We start from the raw sequence: 26,627 nt of genomic DNA, 5'->3' as shown, positions 1-26,627 counted from the left end.
AAACAAGCCGATGAAGGATCACGCCTTCATCGGCTTTCGGTGTTTCCCGATTTCCTCCATGAGAATTCCCCGATGCGCCATGCCGGCAACGAAACCCTGGCCGCTCTCACGGCCTATAAAAGTGGCTTCCTCAACATTGGCCTGTTTTCGGCAGTGATCAACTTGCTGATGCTGGCCCCGGCGCTGTACATGTTGCAGGTCTACGACCGGGTGCTGGCCTCCGGCAACGAGATGACCCTGTTGATGCTGACGCTGATGATCCTCGGCTTGTTCGGCTTGATGGGCTCGCTGGAGTGGGTGCGCAGCCAGGTGGTGATCCGCCTCGGCACGCAGATGGACATGCGCCTGAACCAGCGGGTGTACGACGCCGCGTTCGAGGCGCAGTTGAAAGGCGGCACCCAGGCGGCGGGGCAGGCGTTGAGTGACCTGACGGCCTTGCGCCAGTTCGCCACCGGCCAGGCGCTGTTCGCGTTTTTTGATGCGCCGTGGTTCCCGGTGTACCTGCTGGTGATCTTCCTGTTCCACCCCTGGCTCGGCCTGCTGGCCCTGGCCGGCGCGGTGATCCTGGTGGCTTTCGCCTGGGTTAACCAGCACATCTGCCAGGCGCCGTTGGCCCAGGCCACGCAACTGTCCATCAGCGCCAGTCAGCAGGCCACGTCCAACCTGCGCAACGCCGAAACCATCGAAGCCATGGGCATGCTGGCGACCTTGCGCGCACGCTGGTTTGCCCAGCACCAGGCGTTTCTGGCGGCGCAGAACCTGGCCAGTGAAAAGACTGCGGCCATCAGTGCCTGGTCCAAGGGCGTGCGCCTGGCGTTGCAGTCATTGGTCCTCGGTTTGGGCGCGTTGCTGGCGGTGCAAGGGGCGATTACGCCGGGGATGATGATCGCCGGTTCGATCCTGATGGGCCGGGTACTGAGCCCCATCGACCAGTTGATCGGCGTGTGGAAACAGTGGAGTTCGGCACGCCTGGCCTATGAGCGTTTGTCAGTGATGCTGGCGGCCAACCCGGTGCGTACGGAGCGCATGAGCTTGCCCGCGCCCAGCGGTCAGTTGACGGTGGAGCAGGTGAGCGCGTGTGCGCCGGGCAGTCGTCGACCTGCGTTGGCCAACCTCGGGTTCAGTCTTCCCGCCGGTGAAGTGCTGGGCGTGATCGGGCCCTCCGGTTGTGGCAAGTCGACGCTGGCGCGCCTGCTGGTGGGGGCCTGGGCACCAATGGCCGGCAAGGTGCGGCTGGACGGCGCGGACCTGGCGCAATGGGACAAGCAGCAACTCGGCCCGCACATTGGTTATCTGCCACAGGACATCCAGCTGTTCGCCGGCAGCATCGCCGACAACATCGCGCGTTTCGGCGCGGTGGATTCGGACAAGGTCCTGGCCGCCGCGCAAATGGCCGGGGTGCATCAACTGATCCTGCAACTGCCCCAAGGCTACGACACCCAACTGGGTGAGGGGGGCGCCGGCTTGTCCGGTGGGCAGAAGCAACGTGTCGCACTGGCGCGGGCGCTGTACGGCCTGCCCGCGCTGATCGTACTGGACGAGCCCAACGCCAATCTCGACGAAGCCGGCGAGCAGGCTTTGCTCCAGGCGATTACCTCGCTCAAGGCGCAGCGCCGCACGCTGGTGTTGATCACCCACAAGACCAACGTGCTGACCCTGACCGATCAATTGTTGATTCTGCGGGACGGCCAGCTGCAAGCGTTCGGGCCGACTGTTCGGGTGTTGGAGGCCACGCAGAAACCTGCGGCAGCGCCGCCCAAACCGGTGTCGACGATGAGCATGAGCTACCGCCTCGGTGAAGGAAAAAAAGCATGAACCGACCTGTGCTTGTGGCGGACAACAGCGTGCCGCCAGTGAATAACGTACTGGCGCTGGACGAAAAAAAATACGCGCGCCTGGGCTGGCTGCTGGTACTCGGCGGTTTTGCCGGGTTCCTCGGTTGGGCCGCGCTGGCGCCGTTGGACAAGGGCGTGGCGGTGTCCGGAAAAGTCATGGTCTCGGGGCACCGCAAGACGGTGCAGCACCCGGCGGGCGGGATCGTCGAGCGGATCGAAGTGCGCGATGGCGAGGTGGTGAGCGCCGGCCAGGTTTTGATCCGCTTGAAGGAAACGCCGTTGCGCGGGCAGATGCAGTCGTTGCGCAGCCAGTTTATTGCGTCCCAGGCCAGCGAAGCGCGCTTGAGTGCCGAGAGTGAAGGCTTGTCGGCTATCGTCTTCGGTCCCGAACTGCTGAACGATCCGGAGGCCACCGCCACCTTGAGCCTGCAACGGCAACTGTTCAGCAGCCGCGCCCAGGCCCTGGCCACGGAGCAGCAAGGCCTGCGGGAAACCATCGCCGGGGCCGAGGCGCAACTGCGTGGCACCCGGGATTCCCAGGCCAGCAAAGTACTGCAACGCACCGCCATGAATGAACAACTGCAAAGCCTGCGGGAGCTGGCGCGGGACGGCTATATCCCGCGCAATCGGCTGCTGGAAAGTGAGCGCCTTTACGCCCAGCTCGACGGCGCGATTGCCGAGGATTTCGGCCGCATCGGCCAGTTGCAACGGCAAGTCCTTGAACTGCGCCTGCGCATTCGCCAGCTTGGCGAAGACTTCCAGAAAGAACTGCGCGGCCAACTGGCGGAAACCCGTACCCGCAGCGACGACCTGCGTAACCGCCTGGCCTCGGCTGAGTTCGAACTGGCCAACAGCCTGGTGCGCGCGCCGGCGGCCGGCGTGGTGGTTGGGCTGGATGTGTACACCGAAGGCGGTGTGATCAAGCCCGGCCAGGCGTTGATGGACATCGTGCCCCAGGGCGAACCGTTGCTGGTGGAAGCGCGGGTGCCGGTGCAGATGGTCGACAAGGTGCACCCGGGCTTGCCGGTGGAACTGCTGTTCTCGGCCTTCAACCAGAGCACCACGCCGCGCATTGCCGGTGAAGTGACGCTGGTGTCGGCCGACCGCCAGGTCGATGAGCGCACCGACGAGCCGTACTACACCATGCGCGCCCAGGTCAGCGCCGCCGGCATGCGCCAGCTCGAGGGCTTGCAGATTCGCCCAGGCATGCCGGTGGAAGCCTTCGTCAAAACCGGTGAGCGCTCGATGCTCAACTACCTGTTCAAACCTTTGCTGGATCGGACTCACATGGCGTTGGTGGAAGAATGAAGGCGCTGTTATTGGGTCTGTGCTGTGCCTGTAGCGGTTCGGTCCAGGCGCTGGGATTGCTTGATGCCTATGACTTGGCGCTACGCAACGATCCGACGTTTCAGGCGGCGATGCAGGAACGCGAGGCCGGCGAGGAAAACCGCATCATCGGTCGCGCCGGACTGCTGCCGAACCTGTCCTGGAGCTACAACAACTCGCGCAACGCGTCCGAAGTCACCCAGTCGACAGCGCTGGGCAATGTCACCAGTGACCGCGATTACCGCAGCTATGCGTCGACCCTGACCTTGCAGCAACCGCTGCTCGATTACGAAGCCTACGCGCGCTATCGCCAGGGCGCGGCGCAGGCGCTGTTTGCCGATGAACGCTTTCGCGGCAAGAGCCAGGAGCTGGCTGTGCGGGTGTTGAGCGCCTACAGCCAGGCGTTGTTGGCCCAGGAGCGGATCGAACTGAGCCGCGCCCAGAAACGCGCATATGCCGAGCGTCTGCAACTCAATGAGCGGCTGCTCAAGGGCGGCGAGGGCACCCGCACCGACCTGCTGGAAACCCAGGCGCGCCTGAGCCTGGCCCAGGCCGAAGAGATCGAATCGCTGGACACCCAGGACGCTGCGTTACGCGAGCTGGAGGCGATCGTCGGGCAGCCGTTGCAGATCGACGAATTGGCACCGCTGACCCAACAGTTCGTCATCCCACCGCTGGAACCCAATCGCTTCGAAACCTGGCGCGACTTGGCGATGGCCAACAACCCGGAACTCAAATCCCAGCACCACGCGCTGGACGCCGCCGAGTACGAAGTGGAGCGCAAGCGCGCCGGGCACATGCCCAAGGTCAGCCTGTATGCGAGCAGCCGCCAGACCAGCTCCGACTCGGAAAGCAGCTACAACCAGAAGTACGACACCAACAGCGTCGGTATCCAGGTGAGCTTGCCACTGTTTGCCGGCGGCTCGGTGTCGGCGTCAACCCGCCAGGCCGCCCATCAACTGTCCCAGGCCCAATATGAACTGGACGCGCAAACCGCCAGGACGCTGATCGAACTGCGCAAGCAATTCAACCTCAACACCAGCGGCGCGGCCAAAGTGCGGGCGTATGAAATGGCAGTCAGCTCGGCCACCGCCCTGGTGACGGCGACGAAGAAAAGCGTGACCGGTGGCGAGCGCGTCAACCTCGATGTATTGGATGCCGAGCAGCAACTGTTCACGGCACGCCGCGACCTGGCGGATGCGCGGCATGCGTACCTGCTGGCGCGGATACAGCTGAAGTATTTTGCGGGGTTGCTGAACGAGCAGGACCTGCGGGCGTTGGCGGGGTATTTCCAGCCGTCGGCATGATGGCGATATTTGCCAACACACCGATCCATTGTAGGAGCTGTCGAGCCTTGGCGAGGCTGCGATGGCGGCGGGACTGATGACATTTTTCTGTCTGACCTACCGCCATCGCGGCCTCGCTAAGGCTCGACGGCTCCCACATTTTGATTTGTGCAGTCCTGGGAATTTAACGCCGGGTCAGCAGCACACCCGATTCCATGTGGTGCGTCCAGGGGAACTGGTCAAACAACGCACACTGGGTAATCCGGTGCGTGTCATGCAGTTGCGCGATGTTCGCCGCCAGCGTCTCCGGGTTGCAGGAGATGTACAGGATGTTCTCGAAGCGCCGGGTCAGTTCGCAGGTGTCCGGGTCCATCCCGGCACGCGGCGGGTCGACGAACACGCTGCCAAATTCGTAGCTCTTGAGGTCGATGCCGTGCAGGCGTCGGAACGGCCGCACTTCGTTCAAGGCTTCGGTCAGTTCTTCAGCAGACAAGCGCACCAGGGTGACGTTATCCACCGCGTTTTCATCGAGGTTGCTCAGGGCCGCATTCACCGAGGTCTTGCTGATTTCGGTGGCCAGCACTTTGCGCACGCGGGTGGCCAGGGGCAGGGTGAAGTTGCCGTTGCCGCAATACAGTTCCAGCAAGTCATCACTGCGATCGCCCAGGGCTTCGTACGCCCAGTTGAGCATCTTCTGGTTCACGGTGCCGTTGGGCTGGGTGAATGCGCCTTCGGGCTGGCGATAGCTGAAGGTGCGACCGCCGACGTCGAGTTTCTCGACCACGTAATCGCGGCCGATCACATCGCGCTTGCCCTTGGAGCGGCCGATGATGCTGACGTTCAGGTCCGCCGCCAGCTTGTTCGCCGCCGTATGCCAATGCTCGTCCAGCGGGCGGTGATAGCACAGGGTGATCATCGCGTCGCCGGCCAGGGTGGTGAGGAACTCCACCTGGAACAGCTTGTGGCTCAGGGCGGCGCTGGCTTGCCAGGCGGCCTTGAGCTGCGGCATCAACTGGTTGATGCGCAGGCTGGCAATCGGGAACTCTTCGATGAGGATCGGCGTGCGCTTGTCGTCCTGGGAGAACATCGCGTAGTGGCGCTGACCCCCTTCGCGCCAAAGGCGGAACTCCGCCCGCAGGCGGAAGTTCTGCAACGGCGAGTCGAAAACCTGAGGCTCTGGCGCGTCGAACGGCGCCAGCAGGTCACGCAAGCGCGTGACCTTTTCTTCCAGTTGAACGGTGTAGCTTGCGGCGTCAAAAGTCATGCGTTGAACCAGCCCAGCTTGATCACAAACAGAATCGACAGGATCACCAGCGCCGGGTTCAGCTCACGGTAGCGGCCCGAAAGCAGCTTGATGGCGGTCCAGGCGATGAAACCGAAGGCGATGCCGTTGGCGATGGAATAAGTGAATGGCATCGCCAGGGCGGTGATCACCACCGGCGCGGCGACGGTGATGTCGTCCCAGTCGATTTCGGCCAGGCCCGAGGTCATCAGTACGGCAACGAACAGCAGCGCCGGCGCGGTGGCGAAGGCCGGAACGCTGGCCGCCAGTGGCGAGAAGAACAGCGCCAGCAGGAACAGGATCGCGACCACCACGGCGGTCAAACCGGTACGGCCACCGGCGCTCACGCCCGCCGCCGATTCGATGTAGCTGGTGGTGGTCGAGGTGCCCAGCAGCGAGCCGGCCATGGCCGCCGTACTGTCAGCGATCAGCGCACGGCCCATTTTCGGCATGTGGCCGTCCTTGCCCATGAGACCTGCGCGCTTGGCCACTCCGATCAGGGTGCCGGAGTTGTCGAACAGGTCGACGAACAGGAACGCGAAGATCACGCTCACCAGGCCGATGTCCAGGGCGCCCTTAATGTCCAGTTGCAGGAAGGTCGGGGCCAGCGAAGGTGGCATCGACATCACGCCGCCGAACGGCGTAAAGCCCAGCACGATGGAGGCGATGGTCACCACCAGAATGCCGATCAACACCGCGCCGCGTACTTTCAGGGCTTCCAGCGCAACGATCAGCGCGAAGCCGAGGGTGGCGAGGATCGGTGCCGGTTGTTTCAGGTCGCCCAGGCCCACCATGGTGGCCGGGTTGCTGACCACGATGCCGGCGTTGTGCAGGGCGATCAACGCCAGGAACAGGCCGATACCCGCCGCAATCGCCGAGCGCAGGGGCAACGGGATGCTGTTGATGATCCATTCACGGATGCGGAAGATCGACAGCAGGAAGAACAGCACCGCCGAGATGAACACCGCACCCAGCGCCACTTGCCAGGTATGGCCCATGTGCAGGACGACGGTGTAGGTGAAGAACGCGTTGAGGCCCATGCCCGGTGCCAGGGCAATCGGGTAGTTGGCGATCAGGCCCATCACGGTGGAACCGATGGCCGCCGCCAGGCAGGTCGCGACAAAGACCGCGCCCTTGTCCATGCCGGTCTCGCCGAGGATGCTCGGGTTGACGAACAGGATGTAGGCCATGGCCAGGAAGGTGGTGACGCCCGCGAGAATCTCGGTGCGCACATTCGTGTTGTGTGCCTTGAGTTGAAACAGCTTTTCCAGCATGCCTGCTCCCTGTGACGCTATTTTGCGTCGTTATTTGTTGACCTCTAAGTCAAAGCACAAACTGCGCCAAGCGGCTGTGGTTCCAGAGAGGATCGGAAAAAGCGGCGCATCATACCAGCAGCCGAGGGCCAGTGGCGCATAGGCTTGATCATGGCCTTGAGGCATACTGCGCCGACGTTTATTACAGGGTCATCGACAGCATGAAAAAAGCCAGCGCCTGGAGTCTAGCTCTGTTCGGTTGTATCGGCCTGTGGCTCGGTGCAGCACCGGCGTGGGGCGCGCCTGCACCGGCGTTGAGCGAGGTGCGGGTGTTCAAGGTGCAGTCGGCCAATTGCACGGAAACCATCCCTGAGCGGGCGGCCAGCACCCAGATGTGCACGCACCGTGGGCAGACGCTGGTGTACGTGATGGAAGTCGGCCTGGGCAACAGCTCCCAGGCGTTCTTCGATGGTGCGCCGGTGTCCGGCACCAGCACTGCCATCTGCCAGGTGGGTTCCATCAGCCAGGCATGCAGCGGCGCCGGCACGTTGATGGGCTACATCTATACGTTCCAGTTGGATGTCGAAGCCGGCGGCACGTTCCAGTACAGCAACACCTCGATCAACCCGCCGCGCAACCAGTTGGTCACCACCCTCAGCATTCGCTGATCGCCACCCATCAATTGTCTTGAACGCTCATAACCCACGGAAGTCGGACCGCTAAGACGGCGACTTTCCTGAACGCCGCGATTGCACACCAATCCGTGAGGTGTTTATGAGCGCGACCCACACCGGCGCGGCGGCCAAGCCGTTCGTCAGCCATCCGATACGCATGACCCTCAATCGGCGGGACATCCAAATGGATGTATTGCCCTGGACCACCCTGCTGGACCTGCTGCGCGAGCAACTGGACCTGACCGGCACCAAGAAGGGCTGCGACCACGGCCAGTGCGGCGCCTGCACCGTTTTGCTCAACGGTAAGCGGGTGAACGCCTGCCTGACCCTGGCGGTGATGTGCGACGGTGCCGAATTGACCACCATCGAAGGCCTGGCCTCGGGCGAAGACCTGCACCCGATGCAAAAGGCCTTTATCAAGCACGACGCCTTTCAGTGCGGCTACTGCACACCGGGGCAGATTTGCTCGGCGGTGGGCCTGGCCCGTGAAGGCCGTGCCCACGATACCGCGCAAATCCAGGAACTGATGAGCGGCAACCTGTGCCGCTGCGGCGCCTACAACAACATCCGCGATGCCATCGAAGAAGCCTTGCCGGCGTGCCGTGCGCAGGGAGGTGAGCAATGAATCCCTTCCATTACAGCAAACCAGTGGATGTGCAGGAGGCGGTGCACCTGGTCAGCCCGGCCTCGCGGTTTATTGCCGGTGGTACCAACCTGCTGGACCTGATGAAAGAAAACATCAGCCGCCCCGAGCACCTGATCGATATCACCGGCCTGCCGCTTCGCGATGTGGAAGAAACCACCGAAGGCGGCCTGATGATCGGTGCCCTGGTGAGCAACGCCGACCTCGCATGGCACCCACTGATCGAACAACGCTACCCGTTGCTGTCCCAAGCCATTCTCGCCGGCGCCTCGCCGCAATTGCGCAACATGGCCAGCACCGGCGGCAACCTGTTGCAACGCACCCGTTGCTATTACTTCTATGACGCCGCCGTGCCCTGCAACAAACGCGAGCCCGGCAGCGGTTGCCCGGCGCGGGTCGGCTTGAATCGCATCCACGCGATTCTCGGCGCCAGTGATCAGTGCGTGGCCACCCATCCTTCGGACATGTGCGTGGCCCTGGCCGCGCTGGATGCCCGGGTGCACGTGCAGGGCCGGGGCGGTGCGCGAGTGATCGAGTTTGCCGACTTCCATCGGTTGCCGGGGGATGCGCCCCAGCGGGATAACCAGTTGGCCGATGATGAGTTGATCACCGCTATCGAGTTGCCTGCCGACCACCTGGCTGCTCACAGCCACTACCTGAAAATCCGTGACCGGGCTTCCTATGCGTTTGCCTTGGTATCGGTTGCGGCGGCGTTGGCGTTGGAAGGCGATGTGATCGTCGACGCCCGCCTGGCCCTGGGCGGCGTCGCCCACAAACCCTGGCGTGATCGCGCGGTGGAAGCCGCGCTGATCGGCCAGTCCGTCAGCCGCGAAACCTTTAGCAGCGCCGCCGAAGCCTTGCTGCAGGACGCCGAGCCTTTGGAACACAACGGCTTCAAGATCAAACTGGCACGCCGCGCGATCATTCGCGCCCTGAGCGATGCCGCTGTTGCGGGAGCCACATCATGAGCGCGATCGGCAAACCGTTGGACCGGGTCGACGGTCTGCTCAAGGTAACCGGGCAAGCGCGATATGCCGGGGAATTTCCCGAAGATGGCCTGCTGCACGGCAGTGTGGTGTCGAGCAACATCGCCAAGGGCCGGGTCATCCGCATTGACGCTTCCAAAGCCCTGGCGCTGCCGGGCGTGGTGATGGTGCTCGATCACCTCAACCGCCCGAAACTGGCCAGCTACGACGACAGCTACGCCGATGCCGATGCCGCCGACGGCTCGCCATTTCGCCCGCTGTACAACGACCGCGTGCTGTATAGCGGCCAGCCGTTGGCATTGGTGATTGCCGATAACTTGGAGCTGGCGCGTCACGCCGGCTCTTTGGTTGAGATCGAATACGCAGCCGAACCTTCCGAGACCGACCTGCTGGCCTTGCAGGACCAGGCGCACCCTTCGCCGCAAACACCGCCCAAGCCGCGCGGCAACTTCCAGGCCGAATGGACCGGCGCCGCTACGAGCCTGGATCTGCACTACAGCACGCCCATCGAACACCACAACCCGATGGAGCCCCACGCCAGCACCGTGCTTTACCAGCCGGACGGCACCCTGCATATCCACGACAAGACCCAGGGCCCGCAGAACTGCCAGGCTTACGTGCAGAAAGTTTTCGGCCTGGATAAAAGCCAGGTGCGAGTCTTCGCCGCGTTTGTCGGTGGTGCCTTTGGTTCAGGCTTGCGGCCGCAGTACCAGTTGCCGCTGGCGGTGATGGCATCGCTGGCCTTGAAGCGCTCGGTGCGCGTCACCCTCACGCGTCAGCAGATGTTCACCTTCGGCTATCGCCCGCGCACTTTGCAGCGCCTGCAACTGGGCGCGGCCGCCAATGGTCGCTTGCTCGCACTGGGCCACACCGCCATCGGCCAGACCTCGCGCTTCGAGGACTTCAGCGAGCACGTGGTGGAGTGGAGCGGCATGCTTTATCACTGCGATAACGTGCTGCTGACCTACAAACTGGTGCCACTGGATGTGTTCACGCCGTTGGACATGCGCGCACCCGGCGCGGCCCTCGGGGTGATCGGCCTGGAGTGCGCGATGGACGAACTGGCCTGCGCCCTGGGCATCGACCCGGTGCAACTGCGGCTGATCAACTATGCCGAGCGCAATCAGAACGAAGACAAGCCCTGGTCCAGCAAAGCCTTGCGTGAGTGTTACAGCGAAGGTGCCGAGCGTTTCGGCTGGAGCCAGCGCAACCCGGAACCGCGAAGCATGCGTGATGGCCGCCAACTGATCGGCTGGGGCATGGCCGGCGGTGTGTGGGAAGCGCTGCAAATGAAGGCCAGCGCCAAGGCGCGGATCGATCACTTGGGCAAGCTCACGGTCAGCAGCGCCACCACCGATATCGGCACCGGCACTTACACGGTCATGACCCAGATTGCGGCCCAGGCCAGTGGTGTTCCGGTGGGTGACGTGACGTTCCTGCTGGGGGATTCATCACTGCCGACCGCACCGCTGCAGGGGGGCTCGTTTACCGTGTCATCGGTGGGCAGCGCGGTGCAGCAGGCGTGTGAGGCGTTGAATGCCAAGCTGCTGGAAATTGCGCGCAAGACTTATCCGGCTTTTAAAGATGCAGAGTCGGCGCGGTTCGAGAATGGTCAGTTGCATGCCGGAGACCAGCGCATTTCCCTGGCGCAATTGGTTCAGGACAGTGGCGAACAGGCGCTGGAGGTGCAGGTGGAGTGCGAGCCCGATAAAAAGCGCGAAAGTTATGCTTCAGCCACGCATTCGGCAGTGTTTGTCGAAGTGCGGGTGGATGAAGACCTGGGCACCATCAAGGTCAGTCGGGTGGTCAGTGCGATTGCGGCCGGGCGGGTGGTAAATCCGAAGATGGCCCGCAGCCAGATTCTCGGCGGTGTGGTCTGGGGCATCGGCATGGCGTTGCATGAAGAGACCCAGATTGATCACGCATTGGGCCGCTACATGAACCACAGCCTGGCTGAATACCACATCCCGGTAAACGCGGATATCGGCGAGATTGACGTGCTGTTCGTCGAAGAACACGACGAAATCGTCAACGCCCTGGGTTCCAAGGGCGTCGGCGAGATCGGGATCGTGGGCGTGGCGGCGGCGGTGGCCAACGCGGTGTATCACGCCACCGGCAAGCGGGTGCGGGATTTTCCCGTCACGTTGGACAAGGTGCTCTAGCGCCGACTTCGGATGGAGTTTGCGCCACCACGCGTTACCCGGCGGTATTACACCCCCAGGCTTTATAGCTCAATGTAGATTTCTGTTTTGTCTCGCGATTGAATGACCGAAGGACCTTTGTCGGGTATTGCTGTATCCAGGCAAACCCCTGTTGCGCCGGTCAATTCAGAAATCCCGCGAACAGGGGGTTCGCCGTCATAGGTGAACACATGGTCGCTGCCAACGCGGGCGACCCATTTCGCCTGGGGGTTGGCGGCTTGATCGCTCTCGATCAATTTGGCCGCATAGTAGTTCATGTTTTTAAGGCGCGTCGATTTGGGTTCGACAGAGGGCACATCAATCGCTTTCACGCGAATGCCATGGTCCCGCATTTTTATCAAAAGTTCTCGGTTGGTGTAGTTACCGTGCCCGCTGTGGGCTCGGTCAATTAATTTCAAATTTGTTCTTAATGGCGCAGAAAACTCACCCGTTTCGTAAAAATGATCCAGGTCGGCTTGAAGCGAATGATCGAAGCCCTCCGAGTACAGCGTTTTGACCTGGTTATTCTGCAGTTCGCTGGCGTTATCAATAAGCAGGCGCAGCCCAGCGGATTGGGAGTGATCCTCCCCAACAATCATGCCGTCTGATTTTTTGTAGACCGTTTTGATGACCTCTGGCGCGGAAGCATCGTGGGGGAGTCCGGGGTGAACGGGACGCTCCTTGGTTTCGGCTTTTTTATGATAGCTGCCAGCGTCGTTTTTCAACTGTTTGTCTATTTTTTCGCGCGTCTTTGAAGATGAAGCTTCTCCGTTCGCTGGATAGTCATAAGCACCGGGGTCAAAGGGTTTAGTCGTGGGGCTCGCCGATTGCCATGGCCACTTTATGCCCCCTGGGCCATTGATCGGCTCCCAGGCGCCGCCCCCGGTGGCGTGGACGGTTATCACGGTCTTCCTGGTGATGGGGTCGATAACGTTGACATAGCCGTCACGGGTCTTGAATTTGCCGTCGATCTCATACACATGGCCGATATTTTCTGCATTGCTCATCCGTATAAACCACCGGTCTGCGCCTTCTGGGCCTTTGACTTGATATATGCCCCTGGCGTTGGCGTGAGCCCCCGAGATCAGTTGTTCACCCTGCGCCACGGCGTGGCTGCTGATGTCTGACCATTGAGAGGGGCGAAGACGATTGGGGCGATCCGCCGGCGTTGCCGGATCTTGCTCGGTGCCACTGGGGGCAGAGTTCTCACGTGGATTTTTGAAAGGCTGTGTAGGCTTGGCATCAAGGGCGGCGGGTGTGTATTCATTTGTCTTGCCGTGAGGCTCACGGCGTGGTGGCGATCCTGGCAGGCCTTTCCTGGCAGGGCTGTTCGGTTTCAGTACAAGCCCATCGGCCAGATCTCTTTTCTCCTGATCGCTCATTGGCTCATTTCGAAGGGCCTTCGCCAATAACGCGGAGAGTGCCCTGGCCTGGCCATAGAAAGGGACAAACCCCTGGGCGGTATCACCAACCCCATTTAATTCGGAGTCCATGGTCTGTTTATCGACACCGAACACCTTGCCAATCTGATTGTTCTTGTTCAGGTCCAGCAGCAGCGCGCTGAAGGGGTTGTCCAGGTATCGGTCTACGGTGTCTGCGGTGTTTTTATTCACGCCCAGTTGTAGCAAAACGTCCCCGGCACCGGAAAAGGGGTGCTCAAGGTGATTGAGAAGCTCATCGTAGAGCCCCCTGATATCGTTCGCGCCTACGTTACTGGCGGCTTCATTCAAAACCTTTGTTTTGAACGCGTGCTCCGTTATCGCCAAGAGTGGCTTTTGAGTGTTCAGGCCATCTTTAACAAAATAGAAGTTGTTCTGTTTATCGTTGCCCAGAAAGTTTCCGTAGGCGTCATATTCAAAAAAGACATTTTCACCGTCAGCACGTTGCCCGGAATAGAGCGTCCTCCCCTCGGGCGAGGTGCGCTCCTGTCTAAGATGAGTCAAGCCGTTAACAGCCGCCGGTGGCGCAGACATTTCCTTATCCAGGCGCGCGAAAATATCGCCGCCCTCATTGGCATAAGGCCCGACAATGGCGTTGATATCGTTGTCTTTGTAGCGCGTCATCGTATCGACGACGCGTGCTTTTTTTGCAGGGCTTGCGCCCTCTGCGAAGTGCTGGCTGAACACTTCCAGTTGCTTGGGGTCATTGGCCAGTGTCTTTAACCATCGATTCATGTCTTCGACGGTCTTGAAGGCATGAAACGAGCGCCCTTCTTTTTCCGGAATAAAAAGTACGACGTTGGGGGCGTCTGGCACCGGAAGGGCGCGTTGTATAAAGACGATGTCCTTGGCTTGGATACCGTCGACAGCGAACGTCTTGACGTGCACTTTGGGCAGGCCATTTTTGCCCGGCCACATCATGGCATCCGCCATTTGATTAACTTCAGGGCTCATGCGCCCGGTATTCAGATCGTTTGCCAATCGCTCCGTGAACCGATCCTTGCTGGCCGGCAAGGTATAGCTGTCGTTGGGGGTATCCCAGGATGTGCTCTGCAATTGAGTGGGGGGCGTTGTCCGAATGGATGCGCTAGCAACGGTCATCTTTATTCTCTGCCAGGTCTAAAGGTTTTCGGTATCGCGGGAGTTTTCCCGCGACGTCGTAACCCTTGAGTGATTCTGACGTAAGAAGTCGTTCCATCTCGGCTGATACACACTGACTCAACAGGCGGTACCGTCCCCTGGACGGCTTACGCTTTGGCCTGCTCCTGCGGCACATGCATGCGGTCGCGGTTGGCCAGGGTCGGGAACAGTTTGATCCAGACCCCGGTCACCACCAGCGTGCCGATGCCGCCCATGACCACGGCGGGCACGGTGCCGAACCAGTGAGCGGTGATCCCGGACTCAAACTCGCCCAACTGATTAGACGCGCCGATAAACAGCCCGTTGACTGCGCTGACCCGGCCGCGCATTTCATCCGGGGTTTCCAGCTGCACGAACGAGGCGCGGATCACCATGCTGATCATGTCCGCTGCGCCCAATACCACCAGCACGGCGAGGGAGAACCAGAACGAGGTCGACAGGCCGAACGCGATGGTGGCCACGCCAAACACCCCAACCGCCGTAAACATGATCCGCCCGACGTGCCGGTCTACGGCAAACCGCGCCAGCCACAACGACATCAGCAACGCCCCGACTGCCGGCGCCGACCGCAGCAGCCCGAGCCCCCACGGCCCGGTCAGCAGGATGTCCTTGGCAAACACCGGCAGCAATGCGGTGGCACCGCCCAGCAGTACGGCAAACAAGTCCAGGGAAATAGCCCCGAGGATGTCCGGCCGGCTGCGGATAAAACGAATCCCGGCCAGCAGCGAATCCATGGTCGCCTTGGCCTTGTTCAGCGGCGTCTGGCGCGCAGGCAGGTTCAGGGTCAGCACGCAGGCAATCAGGTACAGCACCACCGTAGGGCCATACACCCAGACACTGCCGAAGGCGTACAACAAACCGCCCAACGCCGGCGCCACGATAGTGGCCAATTGCTGTGCCGACTGCGACGACGCCACGGCGCGGGGAAACAGTGCAGTGGGCACGATGCTCGGCAGCAGGGCCTGGGTGGTGGGCATTTCAAACGAACGCGCCGCACCCAGCAGGAACGCCAGGATAAAAATCATCTCGCGGGTGACGTTGCCGGTCAGCCCGCCAATCGCCAGGGACAGCGCGATCAACGCCTGCACGGTCTGGCAGATGGCCGCGACCTTGCGCCGTTCATAGCGGTCGGCCACATGGCCGGTATGCAGCATGAACAGCACCCGTGGCACGAACTCCACCAGGCCGACCAAGCCCAGGTCCAGCACGTTGCCGGTCAGTTGGTAGAGGTTCCAGCCGATGGCCACGGTGAGCATCTGGAAGCCGCTGGCGGTGAAGATCCGCGCCAGCCAGAACGCGATGAAAGGGCGGTGATGACGTAACAGCAGCGCGGGTTCACTGGGCATCGGGGAGGCGGGTCTGGGTGGGGGAAAGGTGAGGTTATCACCAACTTGTAACCAATAGTTGCGTAGGTGGGGTGGGGGGGATGAGATATGGGCGCCCCTGACTGAGTACATATCCGTTTCCTCGGTCACGGCGGCTTATGGTTCCGCTCTTACAGCGGGCCACTTTTGGCAAACGCCCGGAATGCCGGCCCAGCTAAAAGTAACCAAAAGGTCTTTGCCCCACCACTCGGTGCCTCGCTTAGGCTCGGCATGCCCGCACTCCGGCCCGATTCCGCGGGCCGCCGCGACGGGCCATCCATGGCCCGGCGCGGCTAAATCGGCTTCCCTGCCGATTTAGCCGCTCCACCGTGCCTACTTGCGGCCATCGTGGTTTAACGGGGCGCCTAAGATCAAAAGCAAGAGCACAGCGGCCTCCCGGCCGGCTTGAGTGTTAAAAGCAAAAGCAAAGACCAGAGCGAAAACAGATCTGCTTTTCTGTGGGAGCGGGCTTGCTCGCGAAAAACCTGAGGGCGCCGCGTTGAATCAGGATGCCCGCGTTATCGTTAACGACCTTCGCGAGCAAGCCCGCTCCCACATTTGGACTGTGCCCGCTTTAGATTTTGATTTTGCTCTTCAACACTCAAGCCGGCCTGTAGGCCGCTGTGCTCTTGCTTTTGATCTTGATCTTAGGCGCCCCGTTAAACCACGCCGGAGGGCACACCGAGCATTAGCGAGGTGCCGAGTGGTGGGCAAGAGCGTTTTGCTTACTTTTGCGCTCTTCAAAAGTGAGCCGCTGTAAGAGCGGAACCATAGGCGGCCGTTACCCAGATAACGGATATACACCCAAAGCACGCCCAATCTCACCAAAGGCAACGCTCACTCACCACTGAGGCAACCTGTCACGCGGCAAAAGACCACGCCTTGCTCTCGCGAAAATCGGACTACTCTTTCAGCAATGCTTGACCCAGATCAAAACCTTCGCCGGGATTGCTCTGGCGGCCGCAAGGCCAGAATCCCTGCGTGATTGGTTATAAAAAGAAACGAATTTGAATTCGCCACACTCCATATCCGTGGGGGCAGTGGGTGCAGGCCTCCAGCCAGCATTCGGTATTACCTGACAGAGGAAGACTTATGTTCGGTTTGGAGGCGCTAGATCTCGCCCGAATTCAATTCGCGTTCACCATCTCATTCCATATCCTGTTCCCGGCCATCACCATCGGCCTGGCCAGTTACCTTGCGGTGCTGGAAGGCCTGTGGCTCAAGACCCACAACGACACCTACCGTGACCTCTACCATTTCTGGTCGAAGATCTTTGCCGTCAACTTCGGCATGGGCGTGGTCTCCGGCCTGGTCATGGCCTATCAGTTCGGCACCAACTGGAGCCGCTTCTCGGACTTCGCCGGCGCCGTCACCGGGCCCTTGCTGACCTATGAAGTGCTCACGGCGTTCTTCCTCGAAGCCGGTTTCCTGGGGGTCATGCTGTTCGGCTGGAACAAGGTCGGGCGCAAACTGCACTTCTTTGCCACGGTGATGGTGGCCGTCGGCACGCTGATCTCGACCTTCTGGATTCTCGCGTCCAACAGCTGGATGCAGACGCCACAGGGCTTTGAAATCATTGATGGCCGGGTGATTCCTACCGACTGGCTGGCTGTGATCTTCACCCCGTCGTTCCCCTATCGTCTGATGCACATGGCCACGGCAGCCTTCGTCGCGACCGCGTTCTTCGTCGGTTCTTCGGCAGCCTGGCACTTGCTGCGCGGCAAAGACAACCCGGCGATCCGCACCATGCTGTCGATGGCGATGTGGATGGCGCTGATCGTCGCGCCGATCCAGGCGGTCATCGGTGACTTCCATGGCCTGAATACCCTGAAGCATCAGCCGGCGAAGATCGCCGCGATTGAAGGCCACTGGGAAAATATCGGCAACGAGCCCACGCCGCTGATCCTGTTCGGCTGGCCGGACATGAAGGCTGAAAAAACCAAGTTCGCGGTGGAAATCCCGTACCTGGGCAGCCTGATCCTGACCCACTCCCTGGACAAGCAGGTGCCGGCCCTCAAGGAGTTCCCGCCTGAGGACCGTCCCAACTCGACCATCGTGTTCTGGTCGTTCCGGGTCATGGTGGGCCTGGGCTTCCTGATGATCTTTACCGGCCTGTTCAGCCTCTGGCTGCGCAAGGGCGACAAGATGTACACGTCCAAGCCGTTCCTGTACCTGGCGCTGTGGATGGGCCCATCCGGTCTGATCGCAATTCTCGCCGGCTGGTTCACCACCGAAATCGGCCGACAGCCGTGGGTGGTCTACGGGCTGATGCGTACGGCGGACGCCTCGTCCAACCACAGCTTTGCGCAGATGAGCATTACGTTGGTGTTGTTTGTGGTGGTGTACTTCGCGCTGTTCGGTGCGGGCCTGGGCTACATGATGCGCCTGGTGCGCAAAGGTCCGGTGATCAACGAGGGTGCAGAGGTCAGCCATGGTGGCCCCGGTCAGAAACGCACACCGGCCCGGCCATTGTCGGCCGCCGATGACAGCCATGACGCCGATCACGGCGACAGCCTGAACAAGGGGAACTGAGCCATGGGTATTGATCTTCCGCTGATCTGGGCCGTGATCATCATCTTCGGCATCATGATGTACGTGGTCATGGACGGCTTTGACCTGGGGATCGGCATTCTCTTCCCGTTTATCCCGGGCAAGACCGACCGTGACGTGATGATGAACACCGTCGCCCCCGTGTGGGACGGCAACGAAACCTGGCTGGTACTGGGCGGCGCGGCGTTGTTCGGCGCGTTCCCGCTGGCCTATTCGGTGGTGCTCTCGGCGCTGTACCTGCCACTGATGCTGATGCTGATAGGGCTGATCTTTCGCGGCGTGGCGTTTGAGTTCCGCTTCAAGGCCAAGGACGACAAGCGTCACCTGTGGGACAAGGCCTTCATCGGCGGCTCGCTGGCGGCGACGTTCTTCCAGGGCGTAGCGCTGGGGGCGTTCATTGATGGCATCCCGGTGGTCGACCGCCAGTTTGCCGGTGGTTCACTGGATTGGCTGACGCCGTTCACGATGTTCTGCGGCGTGGCCCTGATCGTGGCGTATGCGCTGTTGGGTTGCACCTGGTTGATCATGAAGACCGAAGGCAGCTTGCAGGAGAAGATGCACAACCTGGCGCGGCCCCTGGCCTTCGTGGTGCTGGCGGTGATCGGTATCGTCAGCCTCTGGACGCCGCTGGCCCATCCGGAAATCGCGTCGCGCTGGTTCACCCTGCCTAACCTGTTCTGGTTCCTGCCGGTGCCGATCCTGGTACTGGTGACCATGTACGGACTGATTCGCGCCGTGGCCCGCAATGCGCACTACACGCCGTTCCTGCTGACGCTGGTGCTGATCTTCCTTGGCTACAGCGGCTTGGGGATCAGCCTGTGGCCGAACATCATCCCGCCGTCAGTATCAATCTGGGATGCCGCCGCGCCGCCGCAAAGCCAGGGCTTCATGCTGGTGGGCACCTTGTTCATCATCCCGTTCATCCTGGGCTACACCTTCTGGAGCTACTACGTGTTCCGCGGCAAGGTCACCCACGAAGACGGTTATCACTAGGAGGATTGACTCATGTCCGGCAAACCTTCGTTGCACGACATCGAACAGGCCGAGAAAAAGCCGCTCTGGCAGCGCCTGGGCTGGCTGGCGATGATCTGGACCGGCAGCGTCCTGGCCCTGTTCGTGGTGGCCAGCCTGATGCGCCTGTTCATGAACGCCGCGGGCCTGACCACCCACTGACATCCCGTTGTAACCATTGCCCTCCTTTATGGAGGGCTTTTTTATTTGCGTGCCTTGAGGACCACGAACTTCGGCGTGGTCGCCACTTGCTCGACGCCGCGGAACAACCGCGCCAACTTGGTGTGATAACCCAAGTGACGGTTGCCGACGATGTACAGGGCGCCGCCCACTACCAAAGCTTCCCGCGCTTGCTGGAACATGCGCCAGGCGAGGAAGTCTCCCACCACTTGCTGCTGGTGGAACGGCGGGTTGCACAGCACCACATCCAGTGACTGCGCTTCCTGATCGGCCAGGCCGTCGCCGGGGCGAATCAGCACCTCGCGTTCACCCAGGGCGGCGCGCCAGTTTTCGGCCGCCGATTGCACGGCCATATAGGACTCATCCACCAACGTGTACTGCGCCTGCGGATTCTGCAGTGCGCTGGCAATCGCCAATACGCCGTTGCCGCAGCCCAGGTCCGCCACGCGGGCGCCCCCCAGGTTTGCCGGCAGGTGCGGCAGGAAGGCCCGGGTGCCGATGTCCAGGCCTTCGCGGCAGAACACGTTGGCGTGGTTGAGCAGTTCGATGGCCGGAGTTTCCAGGCTATAGCGTGTAGGGTAGGGCGATACAGCGTGTGGCCGATCGGCCAGGGTGGCGATCAGCAGGCGGGCCTTTTTTACCGCCAGTGAGGCGTGCATCGGGCCGACATAGCGCTCCAGCAATTCGCCGGCAGCCCGTGGCAAGTGCTTGACCATCGCCCCGGCAATCACCTCGGCGCCGGGTGCCAATTGGCCTTGCAGGCGAATCAGTTGTTCTTCGAGCAGGGCCAGGGTTTTCGGCACGCGGATCAGCACGCGGTCGAAAGGCCCGGTCGGTGTCTGGCTGGCGGACAGGAACGTTACCGCGTCGAAGGCCTTGCCGTTGCGTGCCAGGTTTTTTTCCAGGCCCAGGGCACCGAGGAACGAGTCACCACTGGAGGTGACCTGCACATGCCCTTCGAGGCTGGCCGACAGCGCGCCGAAACTGTCGTTGAGCACCAGCACGCGGGTCGCAAGCGTCGGCTGCTGTTCCGCCAGGTAGCTGAGCAAATACTCATCGGCTGCATCAAACGCTTGTAGCGGGTCGTTGTGCTGTTCTGGCTGACGGATCAGGTCGAGTTGGGCGAAGGGGCTGTCGAGCAGGGGCATGGCGGGGGAGACTCTGGGTAAGCGAACCATCGGGGTGAGCGGCGACGCGAGGCGCATCAGGGGCTCGCGTCATCACCCGGAACTGGCCGCAAATGTTACTTTTTTTTCCCCTGGATTACATGCGGTGTTTAAAACAACCCGCATTTCACTGCCGTGATCACTGCGGCAATCTTGTTACTGACTCCCAGCTTCTTCATCGCACTGCTGATATGGAAGCCGACCGTGCGTTCGGACAGGCACAGGATGGTGGCGATGTCCGAGGCGGTCTTGCCCATGGCCGACCATTGCAGGATTTCGGTTTCACGCGGGGTCAATTTGCTGGGCGCATGCGGACTGGGCTCGTTTGCATATTTTTTAGCCACCACCGCGTGCATGGCGTGGCAAATCCAGAGTACTTGTCCGGCTTTTTCATAGAGTTCTTCAGGGCCCACTGGGCCGATGGTGCGCCCCAGGTTCAGCATGCTGAAAACACCCTGGAAGTCATGAACAGATTGGGTCCATCCGAAATTCAATCCGTTGGACTGGGCATGAGCCCATAAGTCCGGTACCGAGGAAAAGGTTTTCTCGTCCCATACGATCGGTAGAACCGAGCGTTTGCAATGCGCAACTACAGGGTCGAGGTCGAAGTAGTGCTCTTGCCTGTACAGCGTATTCCATTCATTTGAATAGTTGTTGAGGTTGAAGGTTTTCGTTTGGTTGTTGGGTAGATGAGAACTCAGGGTGAATGCGCAGTATTGGAAGCCAAGCTCGTAAGTCAGGTTGAGGGCTGCTTCGTACATACTGGTTATTTCGCTTTCCCCTTCAAGTTTGGGCAAGCGAGTGTTGTGCCAGTTGACCATCGGTAACTCTCCATGTGCACGTTTTTTACATGGGGTACTTCCAAGGTCCCCGGTTACGACATGAAAAAATAGTGTAGGACAACGGCTACAGCTCGAAATAAAAAAATGGTTATGTTCAGTCGGGCGTTAGGCCAATAACATTTGTACAACCGAGCTGCGGTGTACAAGTTTCAGGCGCTCGATAAGCTTTTTCTATTTTTTTTAAGGACTTGCTATGAATGCAGCTTTTTAATGTTTAGTTACATTCTGTCATCTAATGGCTTGTTGGAAGACTGCTAATAGCCAAATATTTAGTACCGCCCAGCGGTTGCCCATGTGTGTAGCGGCAATGCCAGCACAAACCATCGGTGTTTCCAGGCGGCGCTTTGGGGGACACTAGGGGCCTCTGCAAATGGAGTTTCCCATGACGGCCAGTGCTGAAAAATACACCCGCCAGACCTTGCTCGACGTGCAATCGCTGACCCCCAGCCTGTTTACCCTGCGCACTACCCGAGATCCGGGCTTTCGCTTTCGCGCCGGGCAATTCGTGCGCCTGGGGGTGACCAAGGCCGATGGCAGCATTGTGTGGCGGGCCTATTCGGTGGTGTCGTCGCCCTTTGACGAGCACCTGGATTTCTTCTCTATCGTCGTGCCGGGTGGTGAGTTCACCAGTGAGCTCAGCCGCCTGCGCAAGGGCGATACCCTGCTGGTGGAGCGCCAGGCCACGGGCTTTTTGACCCTGGACCGGTTTGTGGATGGTCGCGATCTGTGGCTGTTGGGTACCGGTACCGGCATTGCGCCGTTTCTATCGATCCTGCAGGACTTCGAGGTCTGGGAGAAATTCGAGCGGATTATTCTCGTCTATAGCGCCCGCGAAGCCCAAGAGTTGGCTTACCAGTCGTTGATCCATGAATTGGGTGAGCGTGAGTACCTGGCGGAGCACGTCCACAAGCTCACTTACCTTCCCATCGTCACCCGCGAGCAGCATCCGGGCGCGCTGAATGGCCGGATTACTACGCTGATCGAGAACGGTGAACTGGAACGCGCCGCAGGTGTGGCGCTGACCCCTGAGCATTCCAGAGTAATGATTTGCGGCAACCCGCAGATGATCGACGACACGCGCCAGTTGCTGAAACAGCGTGACATGCAACTGAGCCTGACCCGCCGCCCAGGCCAGGTCGCGGTAGAAAACTACTGGTAAAACAAAGGCGCCCTGAAGGCGCCTTTGTTTTATTTGCCGAGCTTACTCGGGCTTGCTGTTCTGTGCCTTGAGCAGATCGCGGATCTCCCCCAGCAGCACTTCTTCCTTGGTCGGGACCGGCGGCAGGCTAGGCGCCACGGCCTCTTCGCGCTTCAGGCGGTTGATGGCCTTCACGCCCATGAAGATCGCAAAAGCAACGATCACAAAGTCGATCACGCTCTGGATGAACTTGCCGTACGCCAGCACCACGGCAGGCGCATCGCCCTGGGCGGCCTTGAGCGTCACGGCCAAGTCGCCAAAATCGACCCCTCCGATCAACAGGCCGATGGGCGGCATCACCACGTCGCCTACAAAGGAGGAAACGATTTTGCCGAAGGCGGCGCCGATGATAATACCGACGGCCATGTCGACCACATTACCTTTGACCGCGAAGGCCTTGAACTCACTTAACACGCCCATAGGTTATTCCTTGTTACAGATGAGGAGGTAGAAGCCAGTGTAAGACAGTGTGGCGCGGCTTGCGCGACACAACTGCTTACAGTGTCCGTTTTTATCGACACATTAAATCGCAAATAGTTTGCAAAGTGCCACCAATCGCGCGCGGAATACCCGCTATTTCAGGGGGTTACCACACTATTTTCTTAATCGGGTTGGTACGGCTTTTCTATTTATCTTCTGACTCCCGGGTCACTAGCCTCTGGCAAGCACAACTCAATGTGCACTAAAAAAACCAGAGGATACCTCGATGAAAAACCCTATTAGCCGCGGGCCTATTTCTGCGCGACAGGTGCTGTTTGTAGTGAGCGCCAGTCTTCTTTCGCTGTCCGTACACGCCGCCAACCTCACCCGTGATAATGGTGCAGCGGTTGGTGACAATCAGAACTCGCAAACCGCCGGGGCCAATGGCCCGGTCCTGTTGCAAGACGTGCAACTGATCCAGAAACTACAGCGCTTTGATCGTGAGCGTATTCCAGAGCGTGTTGTACATGCCCGAGGCACCGGCGCCCACGGTACGTTCACCGTCACCGACAACCTCAGCGACCTGACCAAGGCCAAGGTATTTGCCGCCGGTGAAGCCACGCCGGTATTTGTGCGGTTTTCTGCGGTCGTTCACGGCAACCATTCGCCGGAAACCCTGCGTGATCCACGCGGCTTCGCCACCAAGTTCTACACCGCCGAAGGTAACTGGGACTTGGTCGGTAATAACTTCCCGACGTTCTTTATTCGCGATGCGATCAAGTTCCCGGACATGGTTCACGCCTTTAAACCAGACCCGCGCACTAACCTGGATGACGATTCCCGTCGTTTTGATTTCTTCTCCCATGTTCCGGAGTCCACTCGTACGTTGACCGAGTTGTATTCGGACTCCGGCACGCCTGCCAGTTACCGGGAAATGGACGGTAATGGTGTGCACGCCTACAAGTTGATTAACGCCAAGGGCGAAGTGCACTACGTCAAGTTCCACTGGAAGAGCCTGCAAGGCATCAAGAACCTTGATCCAAAACAGGTCACTGAAGTCCAAGGGCGTGATTACAGCCATATGACCAATGACTTGGTCACGCACATTAACAAGGGCGACTTCCCCAAGTGGGACTTGTATGTGCAAGTACTTAAACCTGAAGACTTGGCCAAGTTTGATTTTGACCCGCTGGACGCCACCAAGATCTGGCCTAACGTACCAGAGCGCAAAGTCGGGCAGATGGTGCTGAACCGCAACCCGGCCAACGTCTTCCAGGAAACCGAGCAAGTGGCCATGGCACCGGCCAACCTGGTGCCGGGCATCGAGCCGTCGGAAGACCGCCTGCTGCAAGGCCGGGTGTTCTCCTATGCCGATACGCAAATGTACCGCCTGGGGCCAAACGCCCTGCAACTGCCGATCAATGCACCCCGGGTGACCGTCAACAACGGTAACCAGGACGGCGCGATGAACTTCGGCAAGACCACCACCGGCGTGAACTACCAGCCAAGCCGCCTGCTGCCACGGGAAGAGCCGCAAACCGCGCGTTACAGCCAGTCGGCCCTGTCGGGCAGTACCCAGCAGGCGAAGATCCAGCGTGAGCAGAACTTCAAGCAGGCCGGCGACCTGTACCGCTCGTTCAACAAGAAAGAGCGTCAGGACTTGATCGACAACTTCGGCGGCTCCCTGGCCACCACCGATGACGAGAGCAAACACATCATCCTGTCGTTCCTCTACAAGGCGGATCCGGAGTACGGCACTGGCGTGACCAAAGTTGCCAAGGGCGACCTGGCCCGCGTCAAGGCGCTGGCTGAAAAGCTGACTGACTGATTGGCCCCGTCGGCGCCCGAGCGGGCGCCGACACCCTGGCAGGAGAAACCCCATGCGTATCTACATCGCGTTATTCACCGCCTTACTGGCCCTCACCGCCCATGCCGAGTCGCCTGACCCGCAAGCGGTCCAGGCACAGCTACAGGATTATTACTTCGATGCCGCCCGCCGTGGCGACGTGGACATGCTCAACACCTTCATCGAATCCGGTTATTCGCTGAATACCCAGGATGAAAAAGGTTACACCGCGCTGATTCTTGCCGCCTATCACGGCGAGGGGGCCTACGTGGACCGATTGCTCGCCGCCGGTGCCGACGCCTGTGTACAGGACAAGCGCGGCAACACCGCCTTGATGGGCGCGATCTTCAAGGGGGAGCTGAAAATCGCCCAGCGCCTGCTGGCCACCGACTGCAACCCCGACCAGCGCAACGGCGCCGGACAAACGGCGGCCATGTATGCCGGGCTGTTCAAGCGTTTGGAATTGCTGGATGAGCTGAAAGCCAAGGGCGCCGATCTGAATGCCGAAGACCCGATCGGTAACAGCGCTTCACGTTTGGCCAGCGGTGAAATCCGTACCCCGGCGCCGCGCTGAGCTATCATCGCGGTTTTTCGGTTGGAGGTTCTCAAATGGCAAAGGCCAAGCGCATGTATGGCTGCACGGAGTGCGGCGCGACCTTTCCCAAGTGGGCCGGCCAGTGCACGGAATGCGGTGCGTGGAACACCCTGACCGAAACCATGATCGAGAGCGGTGGCGCCGTGGCCCCCAGCGGTCGTTCCGGCTGGACCGGGCAGCAAACCCAGATCAAGACCCTGGCGGAAGTCAGCGTCGAAGAAATTCCGCGTTTCTCCACGGCCTCCGGTGAGCTGGATCGCGTGTTGGGCGGCGGCCTGGTGGACGGCTCGGTGGTGCTGATTGGCGGTGACCCGGGGATCGGTAAATCCACGATCCTGCTGCAAACCCTGTGCAGCATCGCCAGCCGCATGCCGGCGCTGTATGTCACCGGCGAAGAATCCCAGCAGCAGGTGGCCATGCGTGCGCGCCGGTTGGGCTTGCCCCAGGATCAATTGCGGGTGATGACCGAAACCTGCATCGAAAGCATCATCGCCACCGCGCGTCTGGAAAAGCCCAAGGTGATGGTGATCGACTCGATCCAGACGATTTTCACCGAACAACTGCAATCAGCACCGGGTGGCGTGTCCCAGGTGCGGGAAAGTGCTGCGCTGCTGGTGCGCTATGCGAAACAGAGCGGCACGGCGATTTTCCTGGTGGGCCACGTGACCAAGGAAGGCGCGCTGGCCGGGCCGCGGGTGCTGGAACACATGGTCGACACCGTGCTGTATTTCGAAGGCGAGTCCGACGGGCGGTTGCGTTTGTTGCGGGCGGTGAAGAACCGTTTTGGCGCGGTCAACGAGCTCGGAGTGTTCGCCATGACTGACCGGGGCTTGAAAGAAGTCTCCAACCCGTCGGCAATTTTTCTTACCCGCGCCCAGGAAGAAGTCCCGGGCAGTGTGGTGATGGCGACGTGGGAAGGCACCCGGCCGATGCTGGTGGAAGTGCAGGCGCTGGTGGACGACAGCCACTTGGCCAACCCGCGCCGGGTCACCTTGGGCCTGGATCAGAACCGCCTGGCGATGTTGCTGGCGGTATTGCACCGCCACGGCGGCATTCCTACCCATGACCAAGACGTGTTCCTAAACGTGGTCGGCGGGGTCAAGGTGCTGGAAACCGCGTCCGACCTGGCGTTGATGGCGGCAGTGATGTCCAGCCTGCGCAACCGCCCGTTGCCCCACGACTTGCTGGTGTTCGGCGAGGTGGGGCTGTCGGGTGAAGTGCGCCCGGTGCCCAGCGGCCAGGAGCGCCTGAAGGAAGCGGCCAAGCACGGCTTCAAGCGCGCCATCGTGCCCAAGGGCAATGCGCCGAAAGAAATGCCACCGGGGCTGCAAGTGATCGGGGTGACGCGCCTGGAGCAGGCGCTGGATGCCCTGTTCGAATAGTCGCCAGCCACCCATCACCCCTGTAGGAG

21 protein-coding genes are annotated in these 26,627 nt (G+C 60.7%); 14 read left to right on the top strand and 7 right to left on the bottom strand.

Annotation, left to right across the window (positions count from 1 at the left end):
- The first annotated feature begins 72 nt into the window (after window positions 1-72).
- From D109_RS0116515 to D109_RS0116505, 3 genes are read left to right on the top strand one after another with little or no spacing between them, the layout of a single operon-like run.
- On the top strand, window positions 73-1,815 hold the full coding sequence (locus D109_RS0116515) for a type I secretion system permease/ATPase (protein WP_017477854.1): 1,743 nt from the start codon (window positions 73-75) through the stop codon (window positions 1,813-1,815).
- Window positions 1,812-3,143 (top strand): HlyD family type I secretion periplasmic adaptor subunit, encoded by a 1,332-nt coding sequence (locus tag D109_RS0116510; RefSeq protein ID WP_017477853.1) that lies wholly within the window; start codon window positions 1,812-1,814, stop codon window positions 3,141-3,143. The genes D109_RS0116515 and D109_RS0116510 overlap by 4 nt, the downstream gene beginning before the upstream one ends.
- A complete protein-coding gene (locus D109_RS0116505) occupies window positions 3,140-4,468 on the top strand; it encodes a TolC family outer membrane protein (protein ID WP_017477852.1) in 1,329 nt (442 codons plus the stop codon). Before D109_RS0116510 ends, D109_RS0116505 begins: the two co-directional genes overlap by 4 nt.
- Before the next feature lie 163 nt (window positions 4,469-4,631).
- Here the strand turns inward: D109_RS0116505 and trmA are convergent, their stop codons facing one another.
- Window positions 4,632-5,711 (bottom strand): tRNA (uridine(54)-C5)-methyltransferase TrmA, encoded by a 1,080-nt coding sequence (gene trmA, locus D109_RS0116500; protein WP_017477851.1) that lies wholly within the window; start codon window positions 5,709-5,711, stop codon window positions 4,632-4,634.
- Window positions 5,708-7,003: an NCS2 family permease gene (locus D109_RS0116495; protein WP_003215557.1), complete on the bottom strand. Its 1,296-nt coding sequence runs from the start codon at window positions 7,001-7,003 to the stop codon at window positions 5,708-5,710. The genes trmA and D109_RS0116495 overlap by 4 nt, the downstream gene beginning before the upstream one ends.
- Before the next feature lie 200 nt (window positions 7,004-7,203).
- Here D109_RS0116495 and D109_RS0116490 point away from each other — a divergent pair, with 200 nt between their 5' ends.
- The 4 genes from D109_RS0116490 (at window position 7,204) to D109_RS0116475 (ending at window position 11,447) form a co-directional block, all read left to right on the top strand.
- Entirely contained in the window at window positions 7,204-7,650 is a 447-nt protein-coding gene (locus D109_RS0116490) for a DUF4879 domain-containing protein (RefSeq protein WP_017477850.1), read from the top strand.
- 106 nt (window positions 7,651-7,756) lie between these two features.
- Complete coding sequence (locus D109_RS0116485) at window positions 7,757-8,281, top strand: (2Fe-2S)-binding protein (protein WP_017477849.1); 525 nt, start codon at window positions 7,757-7,759, stop codon at window positions 8,279-8,281.
- Window positions 8,278-9,267, top strand: a complete 990-nt coding sequence (locus D109_RS0116480; protein ID WP_017477848.1) for a xanthine dehydrogenase family protein subunit M — start codon at window positions 8,278-8,280, stop codon at window positions 9,265-9,267. The genes D109_RS0116485 and D109_RS0116480 overlap by 4 nt, the downstream gene beginning before the upstream one ends.
- Window positions 9,264-11,447, top strand: coding sequence for a xanthine dehydrogenase family protein molybdopterin-binding subunit (locus tag D109_RS0116475; RefSeq protein ID WP_017477847.1), 2,184 nt, complete (start codon window positions 9,264-9,266; stop codon window positions 11,445-11,447). The genes D109_RS0116480 and D109_RS0116475 overlap by 4 nt, the downstream gene beginning before the upstream one ends.
- 62 nt (window positions 11,448-11,509) lie before the next feature.
- On the opposite strand, the gene D109_RS0116470 is transcribed toward D109_RS0116475, so the two are convergent.
- Window positions 11,510-14,005, bottom strand: a complete 2,496-nt coding sequence (locus D109_RS0116470; protein ID WP_256219510.1) for a membrane-targeted effector domain-containing toxin — start codon at window positions 14,003-14,005, stop codon at window positions 11,510-11,512.
- Window positions 14,006-14,151: 146 nt separating this feature from the next.
- Window positions 14,152-15,390, bottom strand: a complete 1,239-nt coding sequence (locus tag D109_RS0116465; RefSeq protein WP_017477845.1) for an MFS transporter — start codon at window positions 15,388-15,390, stop codon at window positions 14,152-14,154.
- A gap of 1,110 nt (window positions 15,391-16,500) precedes the next feature.
- Here D109_RS0116465 and D109_RS0116460 point away from each other — a divergent pair.
- From D109_RS0116460 to D109_RS1000000132905, 3 genes are read left to right on the top strand one after another with little or no spacing between them, the layout of a single operon-like run.
- The gene (locus tag D109_RS0116460) at window positions 16,501-17,940 is read left to right on the top strand and encodes a cytochrome ubiquinol oxidase subunit I (protein ID WP_017477844.1); all 1,440 of its coding nucleotides are present in this window, start codon (window positions 16,501-16,503) and stop codon (window positions 17,938-17,940) included.
- A gap of 3 nt (window positions 17,941-17,943) precedes the next feature.
- Window positions 17,944-18,951, top strand: coding sequence for a cytochrome d ubiquinol oxidase subunit II (cydB, locus tag D109_RS0116455; RefSeq protein WP_008432810.1), 1,008 nt, complete (start codon window positions 17,944-17,946; stop codon window positions 18,949-18,951).
- A gap of 12 nt (window positions 18,952-18,963) precedes the next feature.
- Window positions 18,964-19,131, top strand: coding sequence for a DUF2474 domain-containing protein (locus tag D109_RS1000000132905; protein WP_017477843.1), 168 nt, complete (start codon window positions 18,964-18,966; stop codon window positions 19,129-19,131).
- A 41-nt stretch (window positions 19,132-19,172) separates the two neighbouring features.
- On the opposite strand, the gene D109_RS0116445 is transcribed toward D109_RS1000000132905, so the two are convergent.
- Window positions 19,173-20,297: a methyltransferase gene (locus D109_RS0116445; RefSeq protein WP_017477842.1), complete on the bottom strand. Its 1,125-nt coding sequence runs from the start codon at window positions 20,295-20,297 to the stop codon at window positions 19,173-19,175.
- A gap of 128 nt (window positions 20,298-20,425) precedes the next feature.
- Window positions 20,426-21,136: a LuxR family transcriptional regulator gene (locus D109_RS0116440; protein WP_017477841.1), complete on the bottom strand. Its 711-nt coding sequence runs from the start codon at window positions 21,134-21,136 to the stop codon at window positions 20,426-20,428.
- A gap of 403 nt (window positions 21,137-21,539) precedes the next feature.
- Here D109_RS0116440 and D109_RS0116435 point away from each other — a divergent pair, with 403 nt between their 5' ends.
- Window positions 21,540-22,316, top strand: a complete 777-nt coding sequence (locus D109_RS0116435; protein WP_017477840.1) for a ferredoxin--NADP reductase — start codon at window positions 21,540-21,542, stop codon at window positions 22,314-22,316.
- Between the two features lie 42 nt (window positions 22,317-22,358).
- On the opposite strand, the gene mscL is transcribed toward D109_RS0116435, so the two are convergent.
- A complete protein-coding gene (mscL, locus tag D109_RS0116430) occupies window positions 22,359-22,775 on the bottom strand; it encodes a large-conductance mechanosensitive channel protein MscL (RefSeq protein ID WP_003215816.1) in 417 nt (138 codons plus the stop codon).
- A 286-nt stretch (window positions 22,776-23,061) separates the two neighbouring features.
- On the opposite strand from mscL, the gene katB reads away from it, so the two are divergent.
- From katB to radA, 3 genes are read left to right on the top strand one after another with little or no spacing between them, the layout of a single operon-like run.
- The gene (gene katB / locus D109_RS0116425) at window positions 23,062-24,603 is read left to right on the top strand and encodes a catalase KatB (protein WP_017477839.1); all 1,542 of its coding nucleotides are present in this window, start codon (window positions 23,062-23,064) and stop codon (window positions 24,601-24,603) included.
- A gap of 52 nt (window positions 24,604-24,655) precedes the next feature.
- Window positions 24,656-25,195, top strand: coding sequence for an ankyrin repeat domain-containing protein (locus D109_RS0116420; RefSeq protein WP_017477838.1), 540 nt, complete (start codon window positions 24,656-24,658; stop codon window positions 25,193-25,195).
- A 35-nt stretch (window positions 25,196-25,230) separates the two neighbouring features.
- Entirely contained in the window at window positions 25,231-26,598 is a 1,368-nt protein-coding gene (radA, locus tag D109_RS0116415) for a DNA repair protein RadA (RefSeq protein ID WP_003215821.1), read from the top strand.
- The last annotated feature ends 29 nt before the right edge of the window (window positions 26,599-26,627 follow it).

Origin of the sequence: Pseudomonas sp. PAMC 26793, from assembly GCF_000313235.1 — a bacterium.
Taxonomy (GTDB): domain Bacteria; phylum Pseudomonadota; class Gammaproteobacteria; order Pseudomonadales; family Pseudomonadaceae; genus Aquipseudomonas; species Aquipseudomonas yamanorum.
This window is presented reverse-complemented; position numbering and strand designations above follow the sequence as displayed.

What these genes read in the sequence shown, in the direction of transcription:
- D109_RS0116515 (WP_017477854.1), top strand. Translation starts at nt 73, where the DNA reads ATGCGCCATGCCGGCAACGAAACCCTGGCCGCTCTCACGGCCTATAAA.
- D109_RS0116510 (WP_017477853.1), top strand. Translation starts at nt 1,812, where the DNA reads ATGAACCGACCTGTGCTTGTGGCGGACAACAGCGTGCCGCCAGTGAAT.
- D109_RS0116505 (WP_017477852.1), top strand. Translation starts at nt 3,140, where the DNA reads ATGAAGGCGCTGTTATTGGGTCTGTGCTGTGCCTGTAGCGGTTCGGTC.
- trmA (WP_017477851.1), bottom strand. Translation starts at nt 5,711, where the DNA reads ATGACTTTTGACGCCGCAAGCTACACCGTTCAACTGGAAGAAAAGGTC.
- D109_RS0116495 (WP_003215557.1), bottom strand. Translation starts at nt 7,003, where the DNA reads ATGCTGGAAAAGCTGTTTCAACTCAAGGCACACAACACGAATGTGCGC.
- D109_RS0116490 (WP_017477850.1), top strand. Translation starts at nt 7,204, where the DNA reads ATGAAAAAAGCCAGCGCCTGGAGTCTAGCTCTGTTCGGTTGTATCGGC.
- D109_RS0116485 (WP_017477849.1), top strand. Translation starts at nt 7,757, where the DNA reads ATGAGCGCGACCCACACCGGCGCGGCGGCCAAGCCGTTCGTCAGCCAT.
- D109_RS0116480 (WP_017477848.1), top strand. Translation starts at nt 8,278, where the DNA reads ATGAATCCCTTCCATTACAGCAAACCAGTGGATGTGCAGGAGGCGGTG.
- D109_RS0116475 (WP_017477847.1), top strand. Translation starts at nt 9,264, where the DNA reads ATGAGCGCGATCGGCAAACCGTTGGACCGGGTCGACGGTCTGCTCAAG.
- D109_RS0116470 (WP_256219510.1), bottom strand. Translation starts at nt 14,005, where the DNA reads ATGACCGTTGCTAGCGCATCCATTCGGACAACGCCCCCCACTCAATTG.
- D109_RS0116465 (WP_017477845.1), bottom strand. Translation starts at nt 15,390, where the DNA reads ATGCCCAGTGAACCCGCGCTGCTGTTACGTCATCACCGCCCTTTCATC.
- D109_RS0116460 (WP_017477844.1), top strand. Translation starts at nt 16,501, where the DNA reads ATGTTCGGTTTGGAGGCGCTAGATCTCGCCCGAATTCAATTCGCGTTC.
- cydB (WP_008432810.1), top strand. Translation starts at nt 17,944, where the DNA reads ATGGGTATTGATCTTCCGCTGATCTGGGCCGTGATCATCATCTTCGGC.
- D109_RS1000000132905 (WP_017477843.1), top strand. Translation starts at nt 18,964, where the DNA reads ATGTCCGGCAAACCTTCGTTGCACGACATCGAACAGGCCGAGAAAAAG.
- D109_RS0116445 (WP_017477842.1), bottom strand. Translation starts at nt 20,297, where the DNA reads ATGCCCCTGCTCGACAGCCCCTTCGCCCAACTCGACCTGATCCGTCAG.
- D109_RS0116440 (WP_017477841.1), bottom strand. Translation starts at nt 21,136, where the DNA reads ATGGTCAACTGGCACAACACTCGCTTGCCCAAACTTGAAGGGGAAAGC.
- D109_RS0116435 (WP_017477840.1), top strand. Translation starts at nt 21,540, where the DNA reads ATGACGGCCAGTGCTGAAAAATACACCCGCCAGACCTTGCTCGACGTG.
- mscL (WP_003215816.1), bottom strand. Translation starts at nt 22,775, where the DNA reads ATGGGCGTGTTAAGTGAGTTCAAGGCCTTCGCGGTCAAAGGTAATGTG.
- katB (WP_017477839.1), top strand. Translation starts at nt 23,062, where the DNA reads ATGAAAAACCCTATTAGCCGCGGGCCTATTTCTGCGCGACAGGTGCTG.
- D109_RS0116420 (WP_017477838.1), top strand. Translation starts at nt 24,656, where the DNA reads ATGCGTATCTACATCGCGTTATTCACCGCCTTACTGGCCCTCACCGCC.
- radA (WP_003215821.1), top strand. Translation starts at nt 25,231, where the DNA reads ATGGCAAAGGCCAAGCGCATGTATGGCTGCACGGAGTGCGGCGCGACC.